The 22,562-nt window shown below is 63.6% G+C and carries 21 protein-coding genes; 5 read left to right on the top strand and 16 right to left on the bottom strand.

What is annotated here, in order from left to right; all coding sequences use genetic code 11:
- Nucleotides 1-12: 12 nt before the first annotated feature.
- The 5 genes from PHE40_RS01460 to PHE40_RS01480 all read right to left on the bottom strand — a co-directional run bounded on the left by PHE40_RS01460 (nucleotide 13) and on the right by PHE40_RS01480 (nucleotide 7,522).
- Entirely contained in the window at nucleotides 13-489 is a 477-nt protein-coding gene (locus PHE40_RS01460) for a DUF934 domain-containing protein (protein WP_299956973.1), read from the bottom strand.
- The gene (locus tag PHE40_RS01465) at nucleotides 476-2,479 is read right to left on the bottom strand and encodes a DUF2849 domain-containing protein (RefSeq protein WP_299956976.1); all 2,004 of its coding nucleotides are present in this window, start codon (nucleotides 2,477-2,479) and stop codon (nucleotides 476-478) included. Before PHE40_RS01465 ends, PHE40_RS01460 begins: the two co-directional genes overlap by 14 nt.
- A gap of 362 nt (nucleotides 2,480-2,841) precedes the next feature.
- Nucleotides 2,842-3,897, bottom strand: coding sequence for a 2-oxoacid:ferredoxin oxidoreductase subunit beta (locus PHE40_RS01470; protein ID WP_299956980.1), 1,056 nt, complete (start codon nucleotides 3,895-3,897; stop codon nucleotides 2,842-2,844).
- Complete coding sequence (locus PHE40_RS01475; protein ID WP_299956983.1) at nucleotides 3,894-5,750, bottom strand: 2-oxoacid:acceptor oxidoreductase subunit alpha; 1,857 nt, start codon at nucleotides 5,748-5,750, stop codon at nucleotides 3,894-3,896. Before PHE40_RS01475 ends, PHE40_RS01470 begins: the two co-directional genes overlap by 4 nt.
- Complete coding sequence (locus PHE40_RS01480) at nucleotides 5,735-7,522, bottom strand: FAD-dependent oxidoreductase (protein WP_299956985.1); 1,788 nt, start codon at nucleotides 7,520-7,522, stop codon at nucleotides 5,735-5,737. The genes PHE40_RS01475 and PHE40_RS01480 overlap by 16 nt, the downstream gene beginning before the upstream one ends.
- A gap of 149 nt (nucleotides 7,523-7,671) precedes the next feature.
- Here PHE40_RS01480 and PHE40_RS01485 point away from each other — a divergent pair, with 149 nt between their 5' ends.
- On the top strand, nucleotides 7,672-7,821 hold the full coding sequence (locus PHE40_RS01485; RefSeq protein ID WP_299956987.1) for a hypothetical protein: 150 nt from the start codon (nucleotides 7,672-7,674) through the stop codon (nucleotides 7,819-7,821).
- Here PHE40_RS01485 and ald read toward each other — a convergent pair.
- Nucleotides 7,785-8,900: an alanine dehydrogenase gene (ald, locus tag PHE40_RS01490; RefSeq protein WP_299956990.1), complete on the bottom strand. Its 1,116-nt coding sequence runs from the start codon at nucleotides 8,898-8,900 to the stop codon at nucleotides 7,785-7,787. The two genes, PHE40_RS01485 and ald, sit on opposite strands and share 37 nt — an antisense overlap.
- Nucleotides 8,901-9,056: 156 nt before the next feature.
- Between ald and PHE40_RS01495 the strand changes: the two genes are divergently transcribed.
- Nucleotides 9,057-9,518 carry an Lrp/AsnC family transcriptional regulator gene (locus tag PHE40_RS01495; RefSeq protein ID WP_299956993.1) on the top strand — a complete coding sequence of 154 codons (462 nt, stop codon included), beginning with the start codon at nucleotides 9,057-9,059 and terminating at the stop codon, nucleotides 9,516-9,518.
- Nucleotides 9,519-9,579: 61 nt separating this feature from the next.
- On the opposite strand, the gene PHE40_RS01500 is transcribed toward PHE40_RS01495, so the two are convergent.
- From PHE40_RS01500 to PHE40_RS01545, 10 genes are all read right to left on the bottom strand, one after another.
- Nucleotides 9,580-10,779: an outer membrane beta-barrel protein gene (locus PHE40_RS01500; protein ID WP_299956995.1), complete on the bottom strand. Its 1,200-nt coding sequence runs from the start codon at nucleotides 10,777-10,779 to the stop codon at nucleotides 9,580-9,582.
- Nucleotides 10,780-11,036: 257 nt separating this feature from the next.
- The gene (gene crcB / locus PHE40_RS01505; protein WP_299956998.1) at nucleotides 11,037-11,456 is read right to left on the bottom strand and encodes a fluoride efflux transporter CrcB; all 420 of its coding nucleotides are present in this window, start codon (nucleotides 11,454-11,456) and stop codon (nucleotides 11,037-11,039) included.
- The gene (gene purF, locus PHE40_RS01510; RefSeq protein ID WP_299957000.1) at nucleotides 11,457-12,908 is read right to left on the bottom strand and encodes an amidophosphoribosyltransferase; all 1,452 of its coding nucleotides are present in this window, start codon (nucleotides 12,906-12,908) and stop codon (nucleotides 11,457-11,459) included.
- A gap of 97 nt (nucleotides 12,909-13,005) precedes the next feature.
- Nucleotides 13,006-13,572 (bottom strand): CvpA family protein, encoded by a 567-nt coding sequence (locus PHE40_RS01515; RefSeq protein WP_299957002.1) that lies wholly within the window; start codon nucleotides 13,570-13,572, stop codon nucleotides 13,006-13,008.
- Nucleotides 13,569-14,996, bottom strand: coding sequence for a DNA repair protein RadA (radA, locus tag PHE40_RS01520; RefSeq protein WP_299957006.1), 1,428 nt, complete (start codon nucleotides 14,994-14,996; stop codon nucleotides 13,569-13,571). The genes PHE40_RS01515 and radA overlap by 4 nt, the downstream gene beginning before the upstream one ends.
- 1 nt (nucleotide 14,997) lies before the next feature.
- A complete protein-coding gene (locus PHE40_RS01525) occupies nucleotides 14,998-16,035 on the bottom strand; it encodes a hypothetical protein (protein ID WP_299957008.1) in 1,038 nt (345 codons plus the stop codon).
- Between the two features lie 67 nt (nucleotides 16,036-16,102).
- The gene (locus tag PHE40_RS01530) at nucleotides 16,103-16,618 is read right to left on the bottom strand and encodes an adenine phosphoribosyltransferase (protein WP_299957011.1); all 516 of its coding nucleotides are present in this window, start codon (nucleotides 16,616-16,618) and stop codon (nucleotides 16,103-16,105) included.
- 329 nt (nucleotides 16,619-16,947) lie between these two features.
- The gene (locus PHE40_RS01535) at nucleotides 16,948-17,367 is read right to left on the bottom strand and encodes a hypothetical protein (protein WP_299957013.1); all 420 of its coding nucleotides are present in this window, start codon (nucleotides 17,365-17,367) and stop codon (nucleotides 16,948-16,950) included.
- 53 nt (nucleotides 17,368-17,420) lie between these two features.
- A complete protein-coding gene (pgsA, locus tag PHE40_RS01540) occupies nucleotides 17,421-18,005 on the bottom strand; it encodes a CDP-diacylglycerol--glycerol-3-phosphate 3-phosphatidyltransferase (RefSeq protein WP_299957016.1) in 585 nt (194 codons plus the stop codon).
- Between the two features lie 132 nt (nucleotides 18,006-18,137).
- Entirely contained in the window at nucleotides 18,138-18,779 is a 642-nt protein-coding gene (locus PHE40_RS01545; protein ID WP_299957019.1) for a 2OG-Fe(II) oxygenase, read from the bottom strand.
- 174 nt (nucleotides 18,780-18,953) lie between these two features.
- On the opposite strand from PHE40_RS01545, the gene zapE reads away from it, so the two are divergent.
- The 3 genes from zapE to sucD all read left to right on the top strand — a co-directional run bounded on the left by zapE (nucleotide 18,954) and on the right by sucD (nucleotide 22,319).
- Nucleotides 18,954-20,102: a cell division protein ZapE gene (gene zapE, locus PHE40_RS01550; RefSeq protein WP_299957021.1), complete on the top strand. Its 1,149-nt coding sequence runs from the start codon at nucleotides 18,954-18,956 to the stop codon at nucleotides 20,100-20,102.
- 145 nt (nucleotides 20,103-20,247) lie between these two features.
- A complete protein-coding gene (sucC, locus tag PHE40_RS01555; RefSeq protein ID WP_299957023.1) occupies nucleotides 20,248-21,444 on the top strand; it encodes an ADP-forming succinate--CoA ligase subunit beta in 1,197 nt (398 codons plus the stop codon).
- Nucleotides 21,444-22,319, top strand: a complete 876-nt coding sequence (gene sucD, locus PHE40_RS01560) for a succinate--CoA ligase subunit alpha (RefSeq protein ID WP_299957025.1) — start codon at nucleotides 21,444-21,446, stop codon at nucleotides 22,317-22,319. The genes sucC and sucD overlap by 1 nt, the downstream gene beginning before the upstream one ends.
- Nucleotides 22,320-22,562 lie beyond the last annotated feature (243 nt).

A 22,562-nucleotide genomic window follows, 5' to 3' on the forward strand; every position in this document is an offset into this window, starting at 1 on the left:
TGGCGGCAACTGTTACGCCGCCAGGCCGCGGCCCATGAGCCGGGAGAGCAACTGCCCCGGATGCACCGGGTTTTCCAGCGTGCTGGACGCCAGGCGCCACTGCGCGGCGGGGTGCTCGGGCGAGGTGCTCAAGGTGGAGAAGCCGCAATGCAGCAAGGCGGCGAACTGGTCCGGGATGACATGGCCGACAGCGCGGATTTCGCCCTTGAAGCCGTATTTAAGCCGCAGGTTGCGCGCCAGGGTGAAGCCCCGGCCGTCACGGAATTTGGGAAATTCGATGGCGATGAGGGCGAAGCTGCCCAGGCGGGGGGCGATGGTCTCCAGGGCCGCGCCGGGGGGGATTTGCACGCCGAGTGGGGCGGGCAGCGGCGAGTCGGTCGAGGGCAACTCCGCCAGGGGGATGATGATGTAGGGTGCGGGGGCAGCGCCGGGCGCGCTGACGCTCCAGCTGTCCGCAACCTCCCGCCCCTGTGCGTTAATGATTGCCATAGACGGCCTCCTTGAATGGCGCCAGGCCAAGCCGGCGGTAGGTCTCGATGAATGTTTCGCCCTCGGTGCGGTGCGCGATGTAGGCGTTGACGATTTTCTCCACCGTCTCGGGCACTTGTTCCGTGGGAACGGCCGGGCCGATGATGGTGCCGATGGCGGCCTTTTCATCCGAGGCGCCGCCAAGGGTGATCTGATAGACTTCCGTGCCGCTTTTATCGACGCCGAGCAGACCGATATGGCCGACATGGTGATGCCCGCAGGCGTTGATGCAGCCTGAGATGTTTAGATCCAGCGGACCGATGTCCTGCTGGCGCTGCGGGTCGGCGAAACGCTCGGCGATGCGCTGCGCGACCGGAATGGAACGGGCGGTGGCCAGGGCGCAATAGTCCATGCCGGGGCAGGCGATGATGTCAGTCACCAAACCGATGTTGCCCGCGGCGAGGCCGAGGGAGACAAGCTCAGACCAGAAAACGTGCAGATCGGCCTTGCGGACATGGGGGAGGACCAGATTCTGCTGGTGGGTGACGCGCAGTTCGCCGAAGGAAAAGCGATCCGCGAGATCGGCGATCTTGTCCATCTCGCCGGCCTTAACGTCACCAGGGATGCTGCCGGGGGTTTTCAGCGATATCACCGCCGAGATGTAGCCAGGCTGGCGGTGCGGGTGGGTGTTGGTGCGCACCCAGGCGCGGAAGGCGCGGTCGCGCTTCAACGCCTCGGTGAATTCCGTGGGTTCTGCCTTCAGGGTTTCAAACGGCGGGGGGATGAATCGGGCGCCGACAGCGGCCACGACGTCTGATTCCAGGACGCAGTAATCAGCCAGCATGGCGGCGAATTCGTCCTCGACCATTTTGATGAAATGTTCGGGCTTCATCTCCCGGATGAGGATTTTGATGCGCGCCTTGTGGATGTTATCGCGCCGGCCCAGCGCATTGTAGACGCGCAGGATGGCCTCAACATAACGCAACAGGTCGTGCACCTGCAGTTCGTCGCGTAGCTTGACCGCGATGACCGGGATGCGGCCGAGGCCGCCGCCGGCGAAGATCTGGAACACCGGCTCACCTTGCGCGTTGCGCCGCGCCATGATGCCGATGTCGTGCAGGCGCACGGCCGCGCGGTCCTGCGGGGAGCCGGTGATAGCGATTTTGAACTTGCGCGGGAGATAGGTGAACTCGGGATGGTCAGTCGACCACTGGCGCAGGATTTCGGCGTAGACGCGCGGGTCGACGATTTCATCCGCGGCGGCGGCGGCGAATTCATCCGTCGTGACGTTGCGCACGCAGTTGCCGCTGGTCTGGATGGCGTGGATGTCAGCCTCGGCCAGCAGAGCCAGGACCGCCGGGGCATCCTCCAGGCGCATCCAGTTGAACTGGATGTTCTGGCGGGTGGTGAAATGGCCGTAGCCGCGATCGTAATGGCGGGCGACATAGGCGAGCTGGCGCAGCTGCGAGGCGCTGAGAATGCCATAAGGCAGGGCCACGCGCAGCATGTAGGCGTGGAGCTGGAGGTAGAGGCCGTTCATCAGGCGCAGGGGCTTGAACTCATCCTCGCTCAGCTCGCCAGCAAGGCGGCGGGCAACCTGCGCGCCGAAGCTGGCGGCACGGTCACGCAGGAACTGGCGGTCGTAATCGTCGTAGCGGTAAATCCCGGCGAAGGGGGAGGTTGAGGTGGCTGAGGGCAGCGGCGGCAGGGCGCCACCGCGCGCGCCCCAGGTGCTGACCGGGAGGTCCGGGCGGACGGAGGGGCCGTCGGCGCGAATTGCCTCGCGCTGGGTGGCGGGGAGCGGGGTGCCATCCGCCTCCAGGGTGACGGGAACCTCGTGGACATCCACCACCACCTGCGGCTGCAGGGCGGCCTTTTGCAGGCCGATCACCAGGGCATCGGCATCGAGGGGACCGGCGGCTTGCACCTGCTCGGCCCAGTCGCCGCTAGCCGTGCGCCAGACGGTGGCGCCATCACGCAGACGATTGGCGGAAATGATACTTAACGGCATACTCAATCCACTCGCTTCCCTGAACTCGGACCATCGCGCCACCAGGGCGCTGAGCTGAAATAGGGTATGGGCGAGGAGATTGAAACCCGCCCGGCCGGGCGGGCGGGCGGCGGTTCTGGCGCGCAGCCCCTTGATGAAACAAGGCTGAAAAGAATGAACCGATATTCTCTCTCTCCCGGGGGAGCTGGAAGAAATTTGCTCCCAACATCAGGGAGCGGGATGCAAAACTCTTCCAACCACGGCGGGGCGGGGGGCGCGGGGCTTCAGGCCCGGGGCATAAAAATATTTTTACAAAGGACCATAAAATCCCGGCGCGGGAGAGAAAAATGGCAAAAAACCGCCCATGCCGGTGGCGAGAGGGGTCAGCGCAGGGTGGCGTTCAGCGCCTCCAGCGCCGCCGAGCCGGGGCAGAGATCCGTCTCGTCCAGGGCGTTGAGCGGGGTGGCCGCGGTTTTGAGGTGGCTGTGCATCTCCTCGGGCTCGGGGTCGAGATAGAGCAACCCGGTGACGATTTCACCCTTGGCATGGTGGTGTTGCAGGAAGTTCAACGCCTCGGCGCGGCTGCTGACATCATAATCACCCGCGAGCTTGCGCAGACGCAGCAGGGAGCCGTCATGCTGCTCGACGATCTCAACCGCGCCGGGGGCGTAGTCGACGGTGATCTCATCGCGGCCGGTGATGACATCCAGCATATTCACCGCCTCGTTGTGCTCGCGCACATAGTCGAAGCTTTTGGTGGAGCCCTGGTGGTTGTTGAAGGTGACGCAGGGGGAGATGCAGTCAATGAAGGCGGCGCCGGGGTGCGCCAGAGCGGCCTGGATCAGCGGTATGAGCTGGGCCTTGTCACCCGAGAAGCTGCGGCCGACGAAGCTGGCGCCGAGCTGGATGGCCATGCTGACTAGGTCGATCGCCTCGTCGTTGTTGGCGACGCCGCGCTTGCTCTTGGCGCCTTTGTCCGCCGTGGCGGAGAACTGGCCCTTGGTGAGGCCATATACGCCGTTGTTCTCGACGATATAGACCATGTTGACGCCGCGGCGCATGGAATGGGCGAACTGGCCAAGGCCGATGGAGGCGGAGTCACCGTCACCCGAAACACCCAGATAGATCAGGTCCCGGTTGGCGAGGTTGGCGCCGGTGAGGACAGAGGGCATGCGCCCGTGCACGGAGTTGAAGCCATGGGAGCTGCCGAGAAAATAGGTCGGCGTTTTGGAGGAGCAGCCGATGCCTGAAAGCTTGGCGATGCGGTGGGGCGGCAGATCCATCTGGAAGCAGGCGTGGACGATGGCCGCCGAGATGGAATCATGGCCGCAGCCGGCGCAGAGGGTTGAGATCGCGCCCTCATAGTCGCGCCGCGTGTAGCCCAGTGCGTTGGGGAGCAGGCCGGGGTGGTGCAGCTTGGGTTTGGGCAGAAAGCTCATGACGCGCTCCTCTCGAAAGACCGGGCCGTGAGCGCAGCGTGGCCTTTGATTTTTCCGGCGATCTGGCGCGCGGTAACCGGCGAGCCATCGTAATGCAGGATTTTGGGCAGGCGGGCGGGGTCTATTTCCAGCTCGTTGACCAGCAGGGTACGCAACTGCGCGTCACGGTTCTGTTCGACGACGAAAACTTTCTCATGGGCCTCGATGAAGCCGTTGACCACATCGCTGAAGGGGAAGGCGCGCACGCGCATCAGATCCAGCTCGATGCCATCGGCGGCCAGCAGGTCAGCCGCTTCGAGCATGGCGGGGGTGGTGGAGCCGTAATAGATGGCGCCGAGTTTGGTGGGCCGGGATGCCGGGCGGACCACGGGGGCGGGAACAAGCGTGGCGGCGGTGGCGAATTTGCGCAGCAGGCGCTGCATGTTGTCCTCATAGGCCGCGCCGGCTTCGGTGTAGCGGGCGTAACGGTCCTTCGAGGTGCCGCGGGTGAAGAAAGAGCCGCGGGTGGGATGGGTGCCGGGATAGGTGCGGTAGGTGATGCCGTCGCCATCGGCATCGAGGTAGCGGCCGAACTCCTTGCCGGCTTCAAGCTCTTGCGCGGTCATCACCTTGCCGCGATCCATCTTTTTGGAGTCATCCCAGACGAGCGGGCGCGTGAGGCGCTCGTTCATGCCGATGTCGAGATCAAGCAGAACGAAAACAGGGGTTTGCAGGCGCTCGGCAAGGTCAAACGCCTGGGCGCCGAAGGTGAAGCACTCATAGGGGTCTTCAGGGAAGAGCAGGACGTGTTTGGTATCGCCATGCGAGGCATAGGCGCAGGCCAGAATGTCACATTGCTGGGTGCGGGTGGGCATGCCCGTGGAGGGGCCGGCGCGCTGGACATCGAAGATGACGGCGGGGATTTCGGCGAAATAGGCCAGGCCAAAGAATTCTTGCATCAGCGAAATGCCGGGGCCGGAGGTGGCGGTGAAGGCGCGCGCGCCGTTCCAGGAGGCGCCGATGACCATGCCGATGGAGGAGAGTTCGTCCTCGGCCTGCACGATGGCGAAGTTATGCGCGCCGGTTTGCTTATCGACGCGGAAACGGGTGCAGTATTTCTGGAACCCCTCGACCAGCGAGGTGGAGGGGGTGATGGGATACCAGGCCGCGACCGTGGCGCCGCCATAAACCGCACCGAGGCCGGCGGCGGCGTTGCCCTCGATGGCGATACGATCGCCCACGGCGGTGGAACGGCGCACACGCAGGCCGATGGGGCATTGCAGGTTGGTTTGCGCGTAGTCCCGCCCCATGTGCAGCGCCTGGATATTGGCGGAGATCAGCTTTTCCTTGGCCTTGAACTGCTCGGCGATGAGGGCTTCCAGCACCTCGATCTCGATATCCAGCAGAGCCGCGATGGCGCCGACATAGATGATGTTCTTGAAGAGCTGGCGCTGGCGCGGGTCAGTATAAACACGGTTGCACAGCTCGGTGAGCGGCATGCCGATGATGACGATGTCGTTACGCAGGCGGCTCTCGGGCACCACGCGGCTGGAATCGTAGAACAGATAGCCGCCGGGAAGGATGGAGGCGATGTCCTGGTCCCAGGTTTGCGGATTCATCGCAACCATGAAATCGGTGCCCTCGCGCGCGCCCAGATAGCCGGCCTCGGAGACGCGGATTTCATACCACGTCGGCAGGCCCTGGATGTTGGAGGGGAAGATGTTGCGCGTGGCCGCGGGGACGCCCATGCGCAGGATGGCCTTGCCGAACATCTGGTTGGCGCTGGCGGAGCCGGAGCCGTTGACGTTGGCGAATTTGACGACGAAATCGTTGACGCGGACGAGGCCGTCAACCGGTTTTACGACTTGGAGCATGCTGTTCCCGCCTGTGCCATATCGAAGAGAAAACGTTGCATGTCCCAGGCACCGGTTGGGCAACGCTCGGCACACATGCCGCAGTGCAGACAGACATCCTCATCCTTGACCATGATGCGCCCGGTCTTCAGGCCGTCCGCGATGTAGAGATCCTGGCTGAGGTTGCGCGCCGGGGCATTGAGGTGGCCGCGCAGATCGGCCTCCTCGCCATCGGCGGTGAAGGTGATGCAATCCTCCGGGCAGATGTCGACACAGGCATCGCATTCGATGCAGGCGGGGGCGGAGAAGACGGTCTGCACATCGCAATTGAGGCAGCGCTGGGCTTCGGCGAGGGCCTGCTTAAGGTCAAAGCCAAGCTCGACCTCGGTTTTGATATTGGCCAGCGCCACGGTTTTTTCGGCATGGGGAACAGCGAAGCGGTGGTCGTTGGAGACCTCGTTGTCGTAGCTCCACTCGTGGATGCCCATTTTCTGGCTGGCCATGCTCACGGCCGGGGCTGGACGGTCCTCAACCGCGCGGCCCTGGCAGAGACGATCAATAGAGATCGCCGCCTGGTGGCCGTGGGCGACGGCCCAGATGATGTTTTTGGGGCCGAATGCGGCGTCACCGCCAAAAAAGACTTTCTCGTTGGTGGAGCGGTGGGTGGTCTCGTCCACCACCGGCATGCCCCAGCGGTCAAAGGCGATGCCGATGTCGCGCTCGATCCAGGGGAAGGCGTTCTCCTGGCCGACGGCGAGCAGAACGTCATCGCATGGCATATGCACATCCGGCTCGCCATTGTTCACCAGCTGGCGGCGGCCTTTATCGTCGTAGACGGCGTGCACGGTCTCGAACACGACGCCGGTGAGGCGGTTGTTCTCATGGGTGAATTCCTTGGGCACCATGAAGTTGAGGATAGGAATGTCCTCACGCATCGCATCTTCTTTTTCCCACGGGCTGGCCTTCATTTCCTTGAAGCCGGAGCGGACGACGACCTTCACGTCGGTGCCGCCCATGCGCCGCGCGGAACGGCAGCAGTCCATCGCCGTGTTGCCGCCGCCGAGCACGATGACCCGCTTGCCGATGCTGGTGACATGACCGAAAGAGACCGAGGAGAGCCAGTCGATCCCCAGATGGATGTTGGCGGCGGCTTCCTGGCGGCCGGGGATGGCGAGATCGCGCCCGCGCGGGGCGCCGGTGCCGATGAATACGGCGTCGTAACCGTCGTCAAGCAGGGATTTGAGGCTGTTCACGCGGGCGCCGAAGCGGGTTTCAACCCCCAGGCGCAGGACATAGCCGACTTCTTCGTCGATGACCTCCTCAGGCAGGCGGAATTTGGGGATCTGCGTGCGGACCATGCCGCCGCCCTTCTCGTTTTCATCAAAAATGGTGATCTCATAGCCAAGGGGGGCGAGATCGCGCGCCACCGTGAGCGAGGATGGCCCGGCGCCAACCACCGCGATGCGCTTACCGTTTTTTGCGGCGGCGGGGGATGGCATGCGCTCCGCGATGCCGCCTTTATAGTCAGCGGCGACGCGCTTGAGCCGGCAGATGGCCACCGGCTGCTCCTCAACCCGCCCGCGGCGGCAGGCAGGCTCGCAGGGGCGGTCACATGTCCGGCCCAGAATGCCCGGAAATACGTTGGATTTCCAGTTGACCATATACGCATCGCCATAGCGGCCGGCGGCGATCAGACGGATATATTCGGGGACCGGCGTATGGGCCGGACAGGCGTACTGGCAATCCACCACTTTGTGGAAATAGCCGGGATCTTTGATATCGGTCGGCAGCAAGTCCCATTCCTCCAACACCAGCCGTAGTCCGCCATGATGGAACTGGCCTTCCGGGCTGCTTAGCGCTTACTCATGCTCTCACGGCATTCTATCCTATCGGGTAGGCGCGTGTTTTGACCGGAAAAAGCCCCCTCAGAAACATTTCACGCATGCACGAAACGCATAACACCCCGCGCCATGCCCTGGAGGAATTGGGCATGGCCAGCGAGGTGAGGGCGGCGCGAACGGCGGGGACAGCCCCCCGCCGCAAGTGGGGCGCAATTCAGGCCAGCGCGTTTTCCACCGGCTCGCAGGTGTAGCCCAACGCGGCGGCGACCGCCGGGTGGGTAACTTTGCCGGCGTGGACGTTGAGGCCATCGCGCAGGTGACGATCGTCCTTCAGGGCCTCTTTCCAGCCTTTATCGGCCAGCGCCAGGGCGAAGGGCAAAGTCGCGTTATTGAGCGCGAAGGTGGAGGTGCGGGCGACGCCGCCGGGCATGTTGGCGACGCAATAGTGAATCACGCCATCAACCACATAGGTGGGGTCGGAATGGGTGGTGGCACGCGAGGTTTCGGTACAGCCGCCCTGGTCGATCGCGACATCAACGATGACCGCGCCCTTCTTCATGGTTTGCAGCAGCGCGCGGGTGACCAGCTTGGGCGCGGCGGCGCCAGGGATCAGCACCGTGCCGATGACGAGATCCGCCGTGGCGATATGGGTGGCGATCGCGTGCTGGGTGGAGAACACGGTTTTGATGCGGGTGCCGTGCTGAGCGACGAGGCGGCGCAGGACATCGGTGTTGCGGTCCACCACGGTGACATCAGCGCCCATGCCGATGGCGATGAGGGCGGCATTCGCGCCGGAGACGCCGCCGCCGAGGATCAACACCTCAGCCGGAGCCACACCGGGGACGCCGCCGAGCAGCATGCCGCGCCCGCCGGTGGCGTTTTCCATGTAATGCGCGCCCACCTGCACGGCCATGCGGCCGGCGACTTCGGACATCGGGGTGAGCAGCGGCAGCGCGCCGGTGGGGCTGGTGACGGTCTCATAGGCGATGCAGGTGGCGCCGGAGGCCAGCAGGTCCCTGGTTTGTTCCGGGTCCGGAGCGAGGTGGAGATAGGTGAACAGAACCTGGCCGGGGCGCAGCTTTTTACGCTCGGCGGACAAAGGCTCCTTCACCTTGATGACCATTTCGGATTTGGCCCAGATATCATCAGCTCGGGCGACGATTTTGGCGCCAGCGGCCTCGTAGTCAGCGTCAGAAACGCCGATGCCGTGCCCGGCCCCGGCTTCGACCGCGACTTCATGGCCGCGATGGGTGAGTTCACGCACCGAGGCGGGCACGAGGCCGACACGGTCTTCATGGTCTTTGATTTCAGCCGGTACACCGATACGCATGAGACAGTTTCTCCCGTTTCCAAACCAGCCGAGGTTTCGGCCGCTAAGGTGAATAATAGCGGGGTTTTGTGAAATTTTTCACGAATTTATTATGTATTTTAGGGCATAGATGGTGATATATTCAAATAAATAACCATTTATTCGAAGTTTATATCAATGAATGAAATCGATGTGCGGGATGTGCAGATTCTGAACGCCTTGCAGGGTGATGGCCGGCTCTCCAACGCGGAGCTGGCGGAAAAGGTGAATTTATCGCCCTCGGCCTGTTTAAGGCGGCTGCATTTGCTGATGCAGGGGGATCTGGTGGCTGGGACGCATCTGGTACTCGACCAGAGGGCGGCGGGGTATCCGGGGACCGCCTATGTATTCATCACGCTGGACGGGCAGGACCGCAAGAAGCTGGACGCCTTCGAGGCGAAGGTGAATCTCGTGCCGCAGATTCAGGAATGTTATCTGCTGGCCGGGCAGTCGGATTATCTGTTGCGGGTGATTTTCCGGGACATGGCGGATCTGGAGCGGCTGCACTCGGAGGTGCTGACCAGCGTCCCGGGGGTGAGCCGGGTGCAATCAACGCTCACACTGCGCACGGTGAAGCGGACGGCGCGGCTGCCTTTATAGCCCAAACAAAAACGGCCGGACCCGAAGGTCCGGCCGCATTGCCGTTAAACGTAGCGGATTTTTAGAACAACAGGCCGGCTTCCAGAGTGCTCTGGAAAATGCCGCGGCTGTTGGCGTTGCTGCCAAAACCGGTCTTGGTGCCGTTAGGCTCGGTGCGGTTGAGCAGATAGAGGTAACCAACGTCCGCACGGGCGAACAGGTCCTTATACTGCCAAGTCGGGCTTGCCGAGAAGCCAACGGCTTCGGCATCCGGCGCAATGAACCAGTTGCTGTTGTCGAGGCTGGAGGTGTGCGAGGTGAAGTATTCAACCCAGCCGCCCAGCGAGTAGGGGGTGTTGGCGAAAGAGTAGTCCCCGAACACAGCGGCGCCGAAATTGCTGGTCGCCTTATTCTGGCCAAGCTGCGCGTCAGCTTTGGCGATCTGGTACTGCACTTCGGGCACCACGTTCAGGTTGCCGATGGTGTAGCTGTAGTAGGCGCCGACCATCTGCGAGTTATCAAACTCGGAGCCGTAGGCACCAACAGAGGTGGTGTTGTAGTTGCCGGTGCCGGCATAGGTATGGGCATTCAGGCCGGTGCGGCCCAGGTTGCCGGCGTAATAGACGCTGAGCATGTTGTTGGAATTGAACGAATAGCTGGCCAGAGCCTGCAGGAAGTTGAACACGCCGGTGTCGTAACCATCGCCCAGCTGCACGGAGGCCGAGACCGGACCCTGCGAATAATTGAGCTGCACGCCACGATCCTGGGCGTTTTCAACATAGAAGATGCCGGTGGTGAACTGATTGGCATTATTCCAGTCAATGGCAGATTCGTAGCCTTCAAGCGAGGCCATCTGGCCGACGGAGACCGTGAAAGGCGAGCCGGTGGGCGCGACGGTGACATAACCGGCATAGAGCGGGCCGGTGGAGAAGTTGCTGATGCTGGTCTGGGTCGGGGCGGTGCCGAGGGTAACGGCGCCGCCGTTGGAGCCGACTTCAACCGTGAACTGCAGGACGCCTGAGGTCTTCTGCAACTGGACCAGGCCGTTGGCAACGTTGGCGCCGATGTCCTTGTTGGTGCCCGGCATGTTGCCGTTGTTGTTGGTCTCGCCCAGGTAATAGCCATAGCCGTCAACGCCGCCGCTGAGCGCGAGCGAGCCGAGCGGGCCACCGTCAATCGTGATCGCCGTGGGGCCGCTCATGGCCTGAGCTGCATGAAGAGCGAAAAGCGAGGACGCGGCGACGAAGCCCAGTCCCAGAAGTTGCCGACGCATGGTAATCATTATGCCTCCTGTTTGCGCAGTAGTTGCGCTAAAATGCCTAAAACGTAGCCCGAAACGCCTCTCATTCAGGGGAAAACCTGATTTTGCGCCATCTCGTCACAACGAAATGGCAATCTACATGCCGATCCGGTCACCCGGCCAGTCAAAAGAAGGCGTATATTCGTTTTGCAACATTCCTGTTGCTGAAATAACACAAATTCCGTCTGAAATTTAATCTCTTACGGCGCGGCGCTGTCTACCGATTGCCTGCCATCCGGCTAGAGGGAATGCGCGGGGCCAGCGTTGTTATTGAGTGCTGCCGCTGACAAAAAGCCCAGGCCGGAAGCCGCAAGACAGAGAATCAAGGAGGCGGCGGCATAGAGCCCGGCGCGGCCGGGCTGGCCGGCGCGGATGAGGTCCACGCTCTGCAGGCTGAATGATGAGAATGTAGTGAATCCACCGCAAATGCCGACCGTGACGAAGACCCGCGCCTCATATGGCAGGGCGAATCGGTCTCCGCTGCCGGTGAGCATGCCGAAAAAGCTGATGACGAAGGAGCCGATGACATTAATGAGCAGCGTGCCCCAGGGAAAGGCGGGGCCGGTGAGCATGACCATGGCGTTGCCCAAGGCGAAGCGCGCCACGCTGCCAAGAGCGCCACCTATGGCAACCCAGAGATAGGCGGCGGCATCGTCCATTCAGCTCAGCTCGGCAAGCAGGGTCAATTGTTCATCACGCGGCTCGATGTGGTCGGTGAGGGCGATCGGGTAGTCGCCGGTGAAGCAGGCATCGCAAAAGGCGGGGTTTTTGGGGTCACGGCCAGATTTACCCAGGGCGCGGTAGAGGCCGTCAATGGAGATGAAGGCCAGGCTGTCAACGCCGATCAGCTTCGCCATCTCCTCGATGCTGTTGCGCGCGGCAAGGAGCTTGCTGCGCTCGGGCGTATCAATGCCGTAGAAGCAGGAATAGGCGGTCGGCGGGCCGGCAATGCGCATATGGACCTCGGCGGCCCCGGCAGCGCGGACCATCTCGACGATTTTCTGGCTGGTGGTGCCGCGCACGATGGAATCATCCACCAACACGACGCGCTTGCCCTCTAAGATCGCGCGGTTGGCCGAATGTTTCAGGCGCACGCCAAGATGGCGGATCTGGTCGGTCGGCTCGATGAAGGTGCGGCCGACGTAATGGTTGCGGATGATGCCCAATTCGAAGGCAACCCCGCTGGCTTCGGCGAAGCCCATGGCGGCGGGCACCCCGGAATCGGGCACGGGGACGATGACATCCGCCTCGGCCGGAGCTTCCTTGGCCAATTGCGCGCCAATGAGCTTGCGGGCGTTGTAGACGGAGGTGCCCTCCATCACGGAATCCGGTCGGGCGAAATAAATGTATTCGAATACGCAGAAGCGCGGGCTCTGCGGCGCGAAGGGCTTGATGCTGCGCACGCCAGAATCGTCGATCAGCACGATTTCGCCTGGCTCGATGTCACGGATGAAGTCAGCGCCGACAATATCGAGCGCGCAGGTCTCGGAGGCGAGAATCCAGCCGGCGTTGCCATCCGCGCCATGCACACGGCCAAGGATGAGCGGGCGCACGCCCAGCGGGTCGCGCACGCCGATCAGGTGTTCATCGGTGAGCGCAACCAGCGAATAGGCGCCGATGACCTGCTTGATCGCGTCGATCAGGCGGTCAACCACGCTGGCGTAGAGGCTAATGGCGATGAGGTGGATGAAGACCTCAGAGTCCATGGTGGACTGGAACAGGCAGCCGCGGCGGGTGAGCGCCTTACGCAGGGTGTGCGCGTTGGTGAGGTTACCGTTATGGCCGACAGCGAAACCGCCGAATTCAAACTCGGCGAACAGCGGCTGCACGTTGCGCAGCACGGTCTCGCCCGTTGTGGCGTAGCGATTATGGCCGATGGCACGCGTGCCCGGCAGGCCGGCCATGGTTTTCGTGTCGCCGTAATTGTCGCCCACAAGGCCCAGGCCCTTATGCGAATGGAAGCGCACGCCATCATGCGTGACGATGCCGGTTGCCTCCTGCCCGCGATGCTGCAACGCATGCAGGCCAAGCGCCGTTATCGCCGCTGAATCAGTGACGTTCCAAGCACCAAATACGCCGCACTCCTCATGAGGCTTGTCATCATCGATCACGGTAGCCTCTACCCCCACTCTAAATCGCTCGCGCCTCAACTAGCCTTGTGACAGTCCGATGTCGAGAAGAGCATGCGCATTGCTCTCCCCCGCTTTGTCAATGCGCGCTCAGCGCGCTGCCCGCGACCGGCTGCTGCATCAGGCTTCCGGCGCTGGGCGCGGGCTTGCCTGGCAGCGGGTCCACCTTCGGCTGGTATTGCTTGGGCAGCAGCGAAACCAGCGCCGTGGCCCCCTGATAGGCCATTGGCAGAAAACGGGCGTTGTTCACCGGGGCAGGCCATTGCTCGGGCGCGACGCCGACGGAAAGCGCGATATAAGCCAGGCAGACAACGAGCGCGCCGCGCACCGCGCCGAACACCAGGCCGAGGCTGCTGTCCAGCCCGGAGAGGGCGGAATCTCGTACATAGCCGCCGATCAGCGCGCTGATCAGGCTCAGCACGATGAGCACCACGAGGAAAACCAGCGCCATCGAGCCATAGTCAACCAGGTTTTTGGGCAGGATGCTCGCCATTTCGGGCTGCACCAGGGAGTAGAATTTCACTGCCGCGAAGGCGGCGCCGATCCACGCGGCAATGCCCAGGGCCTCGCGCACAAAACCGCGCACCATGGAGAACGCCGCGGAGAGAATCACAATCACCAGGGCCGCGGCATCAATCCAGGTCATTCCAGCTCCTTGTTCTTGGTCTTGGGTGCGGCACGTTTTACCCCTGATGTGGCGATGCCAACAAGATCCGTGAGATGGCCGATCTCCAGCAGCTTGAGGCTGGAGGGAATGGCGATGCGCGCCGCCCCGCCCGCCACGCGCTTGGGCGCCGCGGCCTGGGCGAAGCCGAGTTTGGCGGCTTCCTTCAGGCGCAGATCCGCCTGTGCAACCTGGCGCAGCTCGCCGGAGAGGCCGATTTCGCCGAAGAAGACCATGGAGGGGTCGGTTGGAACATCGGAGGCGGCGGAGATGAGGGCGGCGGCCACCGCCATGTCCGCCGCTGGTTCGGTGACGCGCAGGCCGCCGGCGACGTTAAGGTACACATCGTTCATCGCCAATTTTAAGCCGCAACGCGACTCCAGAACCGCCAGCAGCATCGACAGCCGCCCCGAATCCCAGCCGATGACGGAGCGGCGGGGCGAACCGCCAGGATTAGGCGCGAGCAGGACCTGGATTTCCACCAGCACCGGGCGCGAGCCCTCCAGCCCGGCGAACACCGCGCTGCCGGAGACATTGCCCCGGCGCTCCGCCAGGAACAAAGCCGAGGGGTTGAGCACCTGGGCGAGGCCGCCGCCTGTCATCTCGAAGACGCCGATTTCGTCAGTGGCGCCAAAACGGTTTTTTACACCGCGCAGGATGCGGAACTGGTGGCCTCGGTCGCCTTCGAAATGGAGCACGACATCGACCATGTGCTCCAGCACGCGCGGGCCGGCGAGGTTGCCCTCCTTGGTGACGTGGCCGACCAGCATAAGCGCGAAGCCCTGGGATTTGGCGGCGCGGATGAGCTCGAACGCCGCCGCGCGGACCTGGGTGACGCTGCCGGGGGCGGAGTCCACGCTTTCGGTCCACATGGTCTGAATGGAGTCGATGACGACCAGCGCGGCATCGGGGAACTGGGCGAGGCTGGCCAGAATGTCCCCCAGCTGGGTGGTGGCGGCGAGGTGCATCGGCGCATCGGTGAGGCCAAGGCGCGCGGCGCGCATGCGGATCTGGTCCACCGATTCCTCGCCCGAGATGTAGATGACCTGGCTGCCCGCGCGGCCCAACGCGGCACCCGCCTGTAATAATAAGGTGGATTTGCCGATGCCGGGATCGCCGCCGACCAGCACGACCGAGGCCGGGACCAACCCGCCGCCGAGCACACGGTCAAACTCCGCGATGGTGGTGGGCACGCGCGGCGGCGGCGGCGTGGTACCCGAAAGGCCGACGAATTCGATCTTTTTGCCGCGCGCGTTGCCGGTGGCTTTGAGGCCGCCGGGCAGCGCCGGAATGGCAGCCTGCTCCTCCAGCGTGTTCCAGGCGCCGCAGGCCTCGCAGCGCCCACCCCATTTGGGGAACACACTGCCGCAGGCCGAACAGACGAAGGATTTGGCCGGCTTTGCCAAATCAGCCCGGCTGCCAGCCGAAATTCTTGGTCAGGAACGACAGCATATCCACTTGGTCGGTGGGTGCGAGGTTGACGGCGGTAAGACTCGCGATGACCGCGGGGGCCGATTCCAGGGTAATGGAGCTGGCGCTGGCGGCGGCAACCAGGGCCGGGGCGGCGGTGGCCGCGCTGGCGGCCTGGCGCCATTGCGCGATGAGGCTCGGGTCAGTCAGCCGCGGCAGCACCATGATGAAATCCAGCCGCGCGGCGCAGGCGGCGGCGCGGTAGGAGGTGTCCAGAAAGGGGGTGATGCTGGGGCCGAGGGCCGTGGCGTCGGGCAGGTTGGGGAATGCCGGGTCGGGGCTGATGCTGCCGTCAGCGTTTTGCAGGCCCAGGCTGAACACCGGTACGCCGCCGCCGGCAGTTAGGGGGGCAATATCCTCAGGCACCCCCTCGCCGCAGAGGAACACCGCATCCACCTCCCCGGCAATGAAGGCGCTGATTTTGGCATCCGTGCTGCGCAGGCCGAACACCGGGACCGTGGAGACGCCAAGCCGGGCCAGGGCGAGCAGCGCGGCGAGATCATTGCTCTCGGGCTGGTCGGCCGCCAGTTTCAAAGGGGCCATGGATTGCAGGGTGTTTAAATCCGGCGGTGCGCCGGCGGGCAGGCGCGCCACCAGCACACCGGAGTTGGCCCCGGCCATCAGCGGCACCCAGCGCGTGGGGTCAAAATGCACACGCGAATCGCTGGTGAGCCAGGCGGTCATCGCCGCTCCCGGCAAAATGGCCGCGGTTTTACCGTCGGGGACAACCAGCGCGTCCAGCCGGTTGGCGCCGGTGACGCCATCCAGCCCGCCGACCGCCTGGGTGGCGATGGCGGGCGCGCCGGGAAAGCCGGACTCCATCGCCAGCGCACAGGCCTTGCCCCAGCGGCTGGTCTGCTGGCCGTCCGGCCCGGCCACCAGCAATGTGAGGGCCGACAAGGCCCGCGCGCGCCCCGCACCAAACGGCACCAGGGATGCCAAAGCCAATCCGCGCACAAGCTGCCGGCGATTCATTCAGACTACCACCCTCTTTCGGTCAAACGGCACGTCGCGCCTAATTCGTGGCCAATTAATGGCAGGCTCAATCGTCGTACTGAACAAGCGCTTCGAAGGGAACGTCTAACTTCTTGCGGCCATTCAGGAAGGTCAGCTCGATCAGCGCGGCCGCGGCAACAACCTCGGCGCCGACGTTCTGCAACAGTTTAATGCCAGCAGCCATGGTGCCGCCCGTGGCCAGCAGGTCGTCGACCACCACCACCTTCGCGCCTGGCGTCACGGCATCGGCCTGAATTTCGATCCGGTCGGTTCCGTATTCCAGATCGTAGTCCAGCCCCACGGTCTCACCAGGCAGCTTGCCGCGCTTGCGCAGCATGATAAAGCCGCAGCCCAGCTTGAGCGCCAGCGGCGCGGCCAGCAGAAAGCCGCGGCTCTCCACCCCGGCCAGCACGGTGGGATGATACGCCCGCACCACGTTGGCCATCCGGCCCATGGCCACCTGCCAGGCATCGGCATGACGCAGCAGGGTTGAGATGTCATAGAAAAGAATTCCCGGCTTGGGGAAATCAGGGATGCCGCGAATGTGATCTTTCAGGTTCATGGAGGCGTCTATAGCCGACCCGCCGGGCGGGGCAAACCTTTGCCAGAGAGTCCATTCATCCCAGCCCGCCGCGGGCGGCGATTTGCGGGCTGCCGCCATGGCTGGCGCGCACGATGCCGGTGAAGCTGGCGAGGAGGGCCATGCCTGCGAATTCCTGGCCGATCGCGCAGCGGATCAGCCTGGGGTCAGCGAAAGCGGCGGCATGGCCAGGCGAGCGCGCGCGGCCAGGAAATGAGACCGTCCACTGTGGAGACGCCTTCCGGCAGGGGCAGATTTTCCTCGGTCTGCCCTATTTTTCCCGTACCCAGGCAAAATAAAGCAGCTTCATTTTAATTGCCGCTGCTGGCGGAGGGCACCACTTGTGGCGTCGCCCCCGCAGGAACCGCGTACAGGGTGCCGCCGGCTGTGCCGGTGGAGCCTGGCGCCGGCCCCTGCCCGGGCGGGTAGGGCGAGGGCAGCGAGGGCGTGTAGGACTGGCCGAGCGGCAGATTCGCGTTTTTCTGGATGTCACTCAACGTCGGCATCGGTTGCACCGGGCCGGGCCAGACATCGCCCGCCTGCGGCGCAATCGGCGTGACAGCGGGGCTTTTGCCCAGGGAACGCTGGGCGGTTTCGCTCGCCACCCTGGGCGCATTCGGATTGCCGAACGGCCACAAGGAATCCGCTGCGAAATGGCGCTCGCTCGCGCAACCGGACAACAACAATACCAGACCCAGAACCAGACGATGCCGCAAAACCATGACTCCCATGCACTTGCGCCCGTGTTTAGCCGAACCGGCGCCCGGAGGAAATGCGCGCCTGTTCAAACGCCGGAGCGGGGCGCGCTGACGTGGCGCAGCCCGGCGGTGAGGTAATCCCAGCCGGTGACAAGGGTGAGGACCGCGGCCATCCACAATAAGGTGCCGCCGATCCAGGCCATCGGCAGCCAGCCGAGCCCGATGATCCGCGCGCCGCCGCTCCCCAGCAGCAGCAGGCCGAGCGCCACCATCTGCACGCCGGTTTTCCATTTGGCCAAGCGCGTCACCGGCAGGCCGATGCGTAACTCGGCCAGATATTCGCGCAAGCCGCTAACCAGGATTTCGCGCAGCATGATGACGATGGCGGGGTAGATGCCCCAACCCGGCAGGTGGCCAAAGCCGACCAGCGCCATCAGCGTCGCGCCGATCAGCAGTTTGTCGGCGATCGGATCGAGCATGCGGCCGAAATCCGACAGCTGGGCCATTTCGCGGGCCAGCCGGCCATCAAGATAATCGGTCACCGCCGCGATGAGAAACACCAGGGCGGCCAGAAAATCCGCCCAGGGCGCGCCGATGGCGACAAAGAGCACGAGCAAAGGAATAGCGCCGATGCGCGAGAGGGTGAGGATATTTGGCAGATCACTTATCATTTTGCCCACAGTAGCTGGGTTTTCGTCCCGGCGGAACAGCTAATGCGGCTTCAATTTCCTGCAGACAGGCAGCGCCAGGAGGGGGATGCGGTGCGGGTGCCATGGGCGGAGATTTGTCTGCGGCCTGACCCCTTAAAGCTGAAGCGGCTGGGTGAGGCGCTTGATGAACGCCGAGAGATGGTGGCGGCGCATCTCGGCCTTCGCCTTGGCGCTGGTGGTCATGTAGTTCATCTGCACCACATAGCGCTGGCCGATAAATTGTTTGTGACCGTGGAAGGCGGTGGGGCTGTTGGGGAAAACCAGCAGGGTGCCGTCCACCGGGGGAATTTCGGCGGCGTAGTTTTCCAGATCCGTGCCATTGCGCAGCAGGCGCAGGCAGCCTTCCTGGCGGGACCAGGCCTCGCCGCTGGCGGGATTGAGATAGAGCAGGATGGTGACGCGCTTGGCTGTGGAATCGGTGTGAATCTGGCCGTCCTGCGCGCCGGAATTGCCGCGCAGGGTGGTCATCAACGGGGCGCTCTTAAGGTCCAGCCCGAATTTCCCGGCGATGATGGCGCGGAACTCTTCACCCTCCAGCCCCGCAATGGCGGCGCGGGCGGCCGGCCCCAGCTTCAGCGCGCCGATGGGGAAGCTGCCACGCCCCTTCATCGGCGGCAGGGCCGCGAACACGGCGGCCAGCGCCTGCGGCTTCACGAAACGCGGCAGCACGATGTGGGGAAACGGGCTGGCGGCGACCGGCGCCGCGCGCAAACCCTCGAAATCGAGAACATCCATAAGCAAATGCGTATTCAAGCCAGGGCCGCGCGTCAATGCACAGCGGGCGCGTGAGGCGCATGACAAATGATTGCGCGCGTCGCCACTGGATTATTGCCTAACCCCACGCGCAATGCAACCAAGCTTTATGGTTGTTGCGCTGCACAAGCCCCAGGAGTAACGGGGGTGCCTAGCATGTCCAGCGTCTCCTACTCCGCTCCCGGCGTCATCCCCGCGTACCGCGCCCACGTCGCCGCCGGAATGATCGTCTCCGACCCCGCGCAGGCCAGCGCGGCCGAGCGGCTGCAGGATTTATGGGCGAAGCTACGCGGCTATAACCCGTATCCGAAGAAGCCACCCAACGGCTGGGTGGGCCGGTTGCTCCACCGCAAGCAGGTGGATGAGGTGCAGGACCATCCCAACGGGCTGTATATCGTGGGCGAGGTTGGGCGCGGCAAATCCATGCTGATGGATTTGTTCTTCGAGGCGGCCGACGTGCCGCGCAAAAAACGCATCCATTTCCACGAATTCATGCAGGACGCACACCGGCGCTTCCATGCCATCAAGCGCGGCAATCCCAACATCGCCGACCCGATTCCCGCCCTGGCCGATGAGATCGCCGAGGAAGCCACCTTGCTCTGCTTCGACGAATTCCAGGTGCATGACATTGTGGACGCGATGATCCTGGGCCGGCTGTTCGAGGCGCTGTTCGCCCGGCTGGTGGTGGTCGTCGCCACCTCCAACACGCTCCCGGATGACTTATACAAGGGCAAGCCGGGGCGCGATGCGTTTTTGCCGTTCATCGCGATGATCAAGAAAAAGCTGGATGTGCTGGTGCTGGACGCCGAGCGCGACTACCGGCGCGAGCGGCTGCATGGGCTGGCGTGCTGGTATGTACCAGCCAACACAAGGGCGGACGCGGCGTTGGACCGGATTTTCAGTGAACTCACCGCCGGGGCGGCGCCAAAGGCGGAGCGTATCGTCGTAACCGGACGCACCCTGGCCGTACCGCTGGCCGGGGCGCAGACGGCGCGGTTCGACTTCCATGCGCTTTGCGGCGTGCCGCTCGGGCCGGGCGATTATCTGGCCCTGGCGACGCATTATCACAACATACTGATCGACGGGATTCCCAGGCTATCGCCAGATAATTTCGATGAGGCGCGGCGCTTCGTGACGCTGATCGACGCGCTCTATGAACACCGGGTGAAACTCTACGCCACCGCCGCCGCGCGGCCCGATGATTTGTACCGTTCCGGCGAAGGCGCTGCGATATTTGAGCGCACCGCCTCCCGCCTGGAGGAAATGCAGAGCGAGGAATATTTGAAACTGCCACATCTGACTTGACCAACGGGGAGATGCCGCCGGGCTTTCCCCCTGCAATCGTGAAACTCCTGCAGCGCAGCAATGCTTCTTGCCGGGGGCTGATGATTGGAGTAGCACCCCCGGCGACGCCTTTTTAACTCCAGAAAACAGGGTAGGCCGACTTCAAATGAATATACATGAATATCAAGGCAAGGAACTGCTGAAAGCCTATGGCGTCGCAGTGTTGGGCGGGCATGTCGCCTGGACGCCGGAAGAAGCCGTGGAAGCCGCGAAAAAGCTTCCCGGGCCGGTGTATGTGGTAAAATCCCAGATCCATGCCGGTGGGCGCGGGGCTGGCAAGTTCAAGGATGACCCCAACGGCAAGGGCGGCGTGCGCCTGGCCAAATCGCTTGACGAAGTGCGCGAAGCCGCCGCCGCGATGATCGGCCACACGCTGATCACCAAGCAGACCGGTCCGGGCGGCCGCCTGGTGCGCCGCGTTTATGTGGAAGCTGGTTGCGATATCAAGCGTGAGCTGTATCTCTCCCTGCTGATCGACCGTTCGGTCTCCGAGATTGTGATCATCGCCTCCACCGAGGGCGGCATGGAGATCGAGGAAGTGGCCGAGCACCACCCCGAGAAGATTCTGCGCGCCCCGGTTGACCCAGCCGCCGGGATTTCCGGTTTCCACGCCCGCAAGCTGGCCTTCGGCCTGGGCCTGGAAGGCAAGCAGGTCGGCACGTTCACCAAGTTCGTGAGCGCGATCTATGAGGCGTTCGTCGCGCTGGATGCGGCGATCATGGAAATCAACCCGCTGGTGGTGACCGGCGCTGGCGAAATCATCGCGCTGGATGCCAAGGTGAGCTTTGACGACAACGCGCTCTACCGCCATCCCGAGATTGAGAAGCTGCGCGACGAATCCGAGGAAGACGCCAAGGAGCTGGAAGCCAACAAGCACAGCCTCTCTTACGTGGCGCTGGACGGGAACATCGGCTGCATGGTGAACGGCGCCGGGCTGGCGATGGCGACCATGGACATCATCAAGCTCTACGGCGCGGAGCCGGCGAACTTTTTGGACGTTGGCGGCGGCGCGACCAAGGAGCGCGTGACGGCGGCGTTCAAGATCATTCTCTCGGACCCGAACGTGGAGGGCATTCTGGTCAACATTTTTGGCGGCATCATGCGCTGCGATGTCATCGCCGAGGGCGTGATCGCCGCCGCGCGGGAGGTTTCGCTCTCCGTGCCGCTGGTGGTGCGCCTGGAAGGCACCAATGTGCAGCTTGGCAAGGATATCATGGCCAAATCCGGCCTGCCGATCATCCCGGCGGACAACCTCGCCGATGCTGCTGAAAAAATCGTCAAAGCCGTGAAGGAAGCCGCGTAATGGCCATTCTCGTCAATAAAAACACCAAAGTCATCACCCAGGGCTTCACCGGCGCGCAGGGCACGTTCCACTCCGAGCAAGCGCTGGCGTATGGCACGCAGGTTGTCGGCGGCGTGACGCCGGGCAAGGGCGGCAACAAGCATCTCGACCTGCCGGTGTTCAACACCGTGGGCGAAGCGCGCGCCAAGACCGGCGCCAATGCCTCGGCGATTTATGTGCCGCCGCCGTTCGCGGCCGATTCCATCCTTGAGGCGATCGACGCCGGGATCGAGCTGATCGTGTGCATCACCGAGGGCATTCCGGTGCTCGACATGGTGAAGGTGAAGCGCGCGCTTTGCGGCTCCAACTCGCGCCTCGTGGGACCGAACTGCCCCGGCGTCATCACCCCGGATGAATGCAAGATCGGCATCATGCCCGGCCACATCCACAAGCGCGGCTCAATTGGCATCGTCTCGCGCTCCGGCACGCTGACCTATGAGGCCGTGGCGCAGACCACCGCCGCCGGGCTTGGCCAGTCCACCTGCGTTGGCATCGGCGGTGACCCGGTGAAGGGCATGGATTTCATCGAGGTGCTGGACCTGTTCCTGCATGACGACGAGACCCAGGCGATCATCATGATCGGCGAAATCGGCGGCCCTTCCGAGATCGACGCGGCTGCGTTCCTCGCCCACCACAAGATCAAGAAGCCGGTTGTGGGCTTCATCGCAGGGGTGACCGCACCTCCGGGCCGCCGCATGGGCCATGCTGGCGCGGTGATCTCAGGCGGCAAGGATACCGCCCAGGCGAAAATCGCCGCCATGCAGGAGGCCGGCATTTTTGTCGCCGACAGCCCGGCGGCGCTGGGCAGCACCATGGTGAAGGCGCTGCGGGCATAAGCGCCGCAGCTATGTGATTGATTGGTTGAAGGCTGAATCGCACAAGCGGTTCAGCCTTTTTCGTGGCGTTCCGCCGGGTTTGCGCATTATGAAACGGGCGGATTTTAAGAAATCGGACGGCGCGGGGCGGTTAATCTGATACACATGCAGGTTGAACAACCCAGCCCCTCCAAACCGGATAAAGATCAGGCCGGGCTTGTGGCTTATATGCCCGCAGAGTTCGCAGACCCGCCCTTCTCGCGC

Source organism: Acidocella sp. (genome assembly GCF_028687955.1).
Classification (GTDB): Bacteria; Pseudomonadota; Alphaproteobacteria; order Acetobacterales; family Acetobacteraceae; genus Acidocella.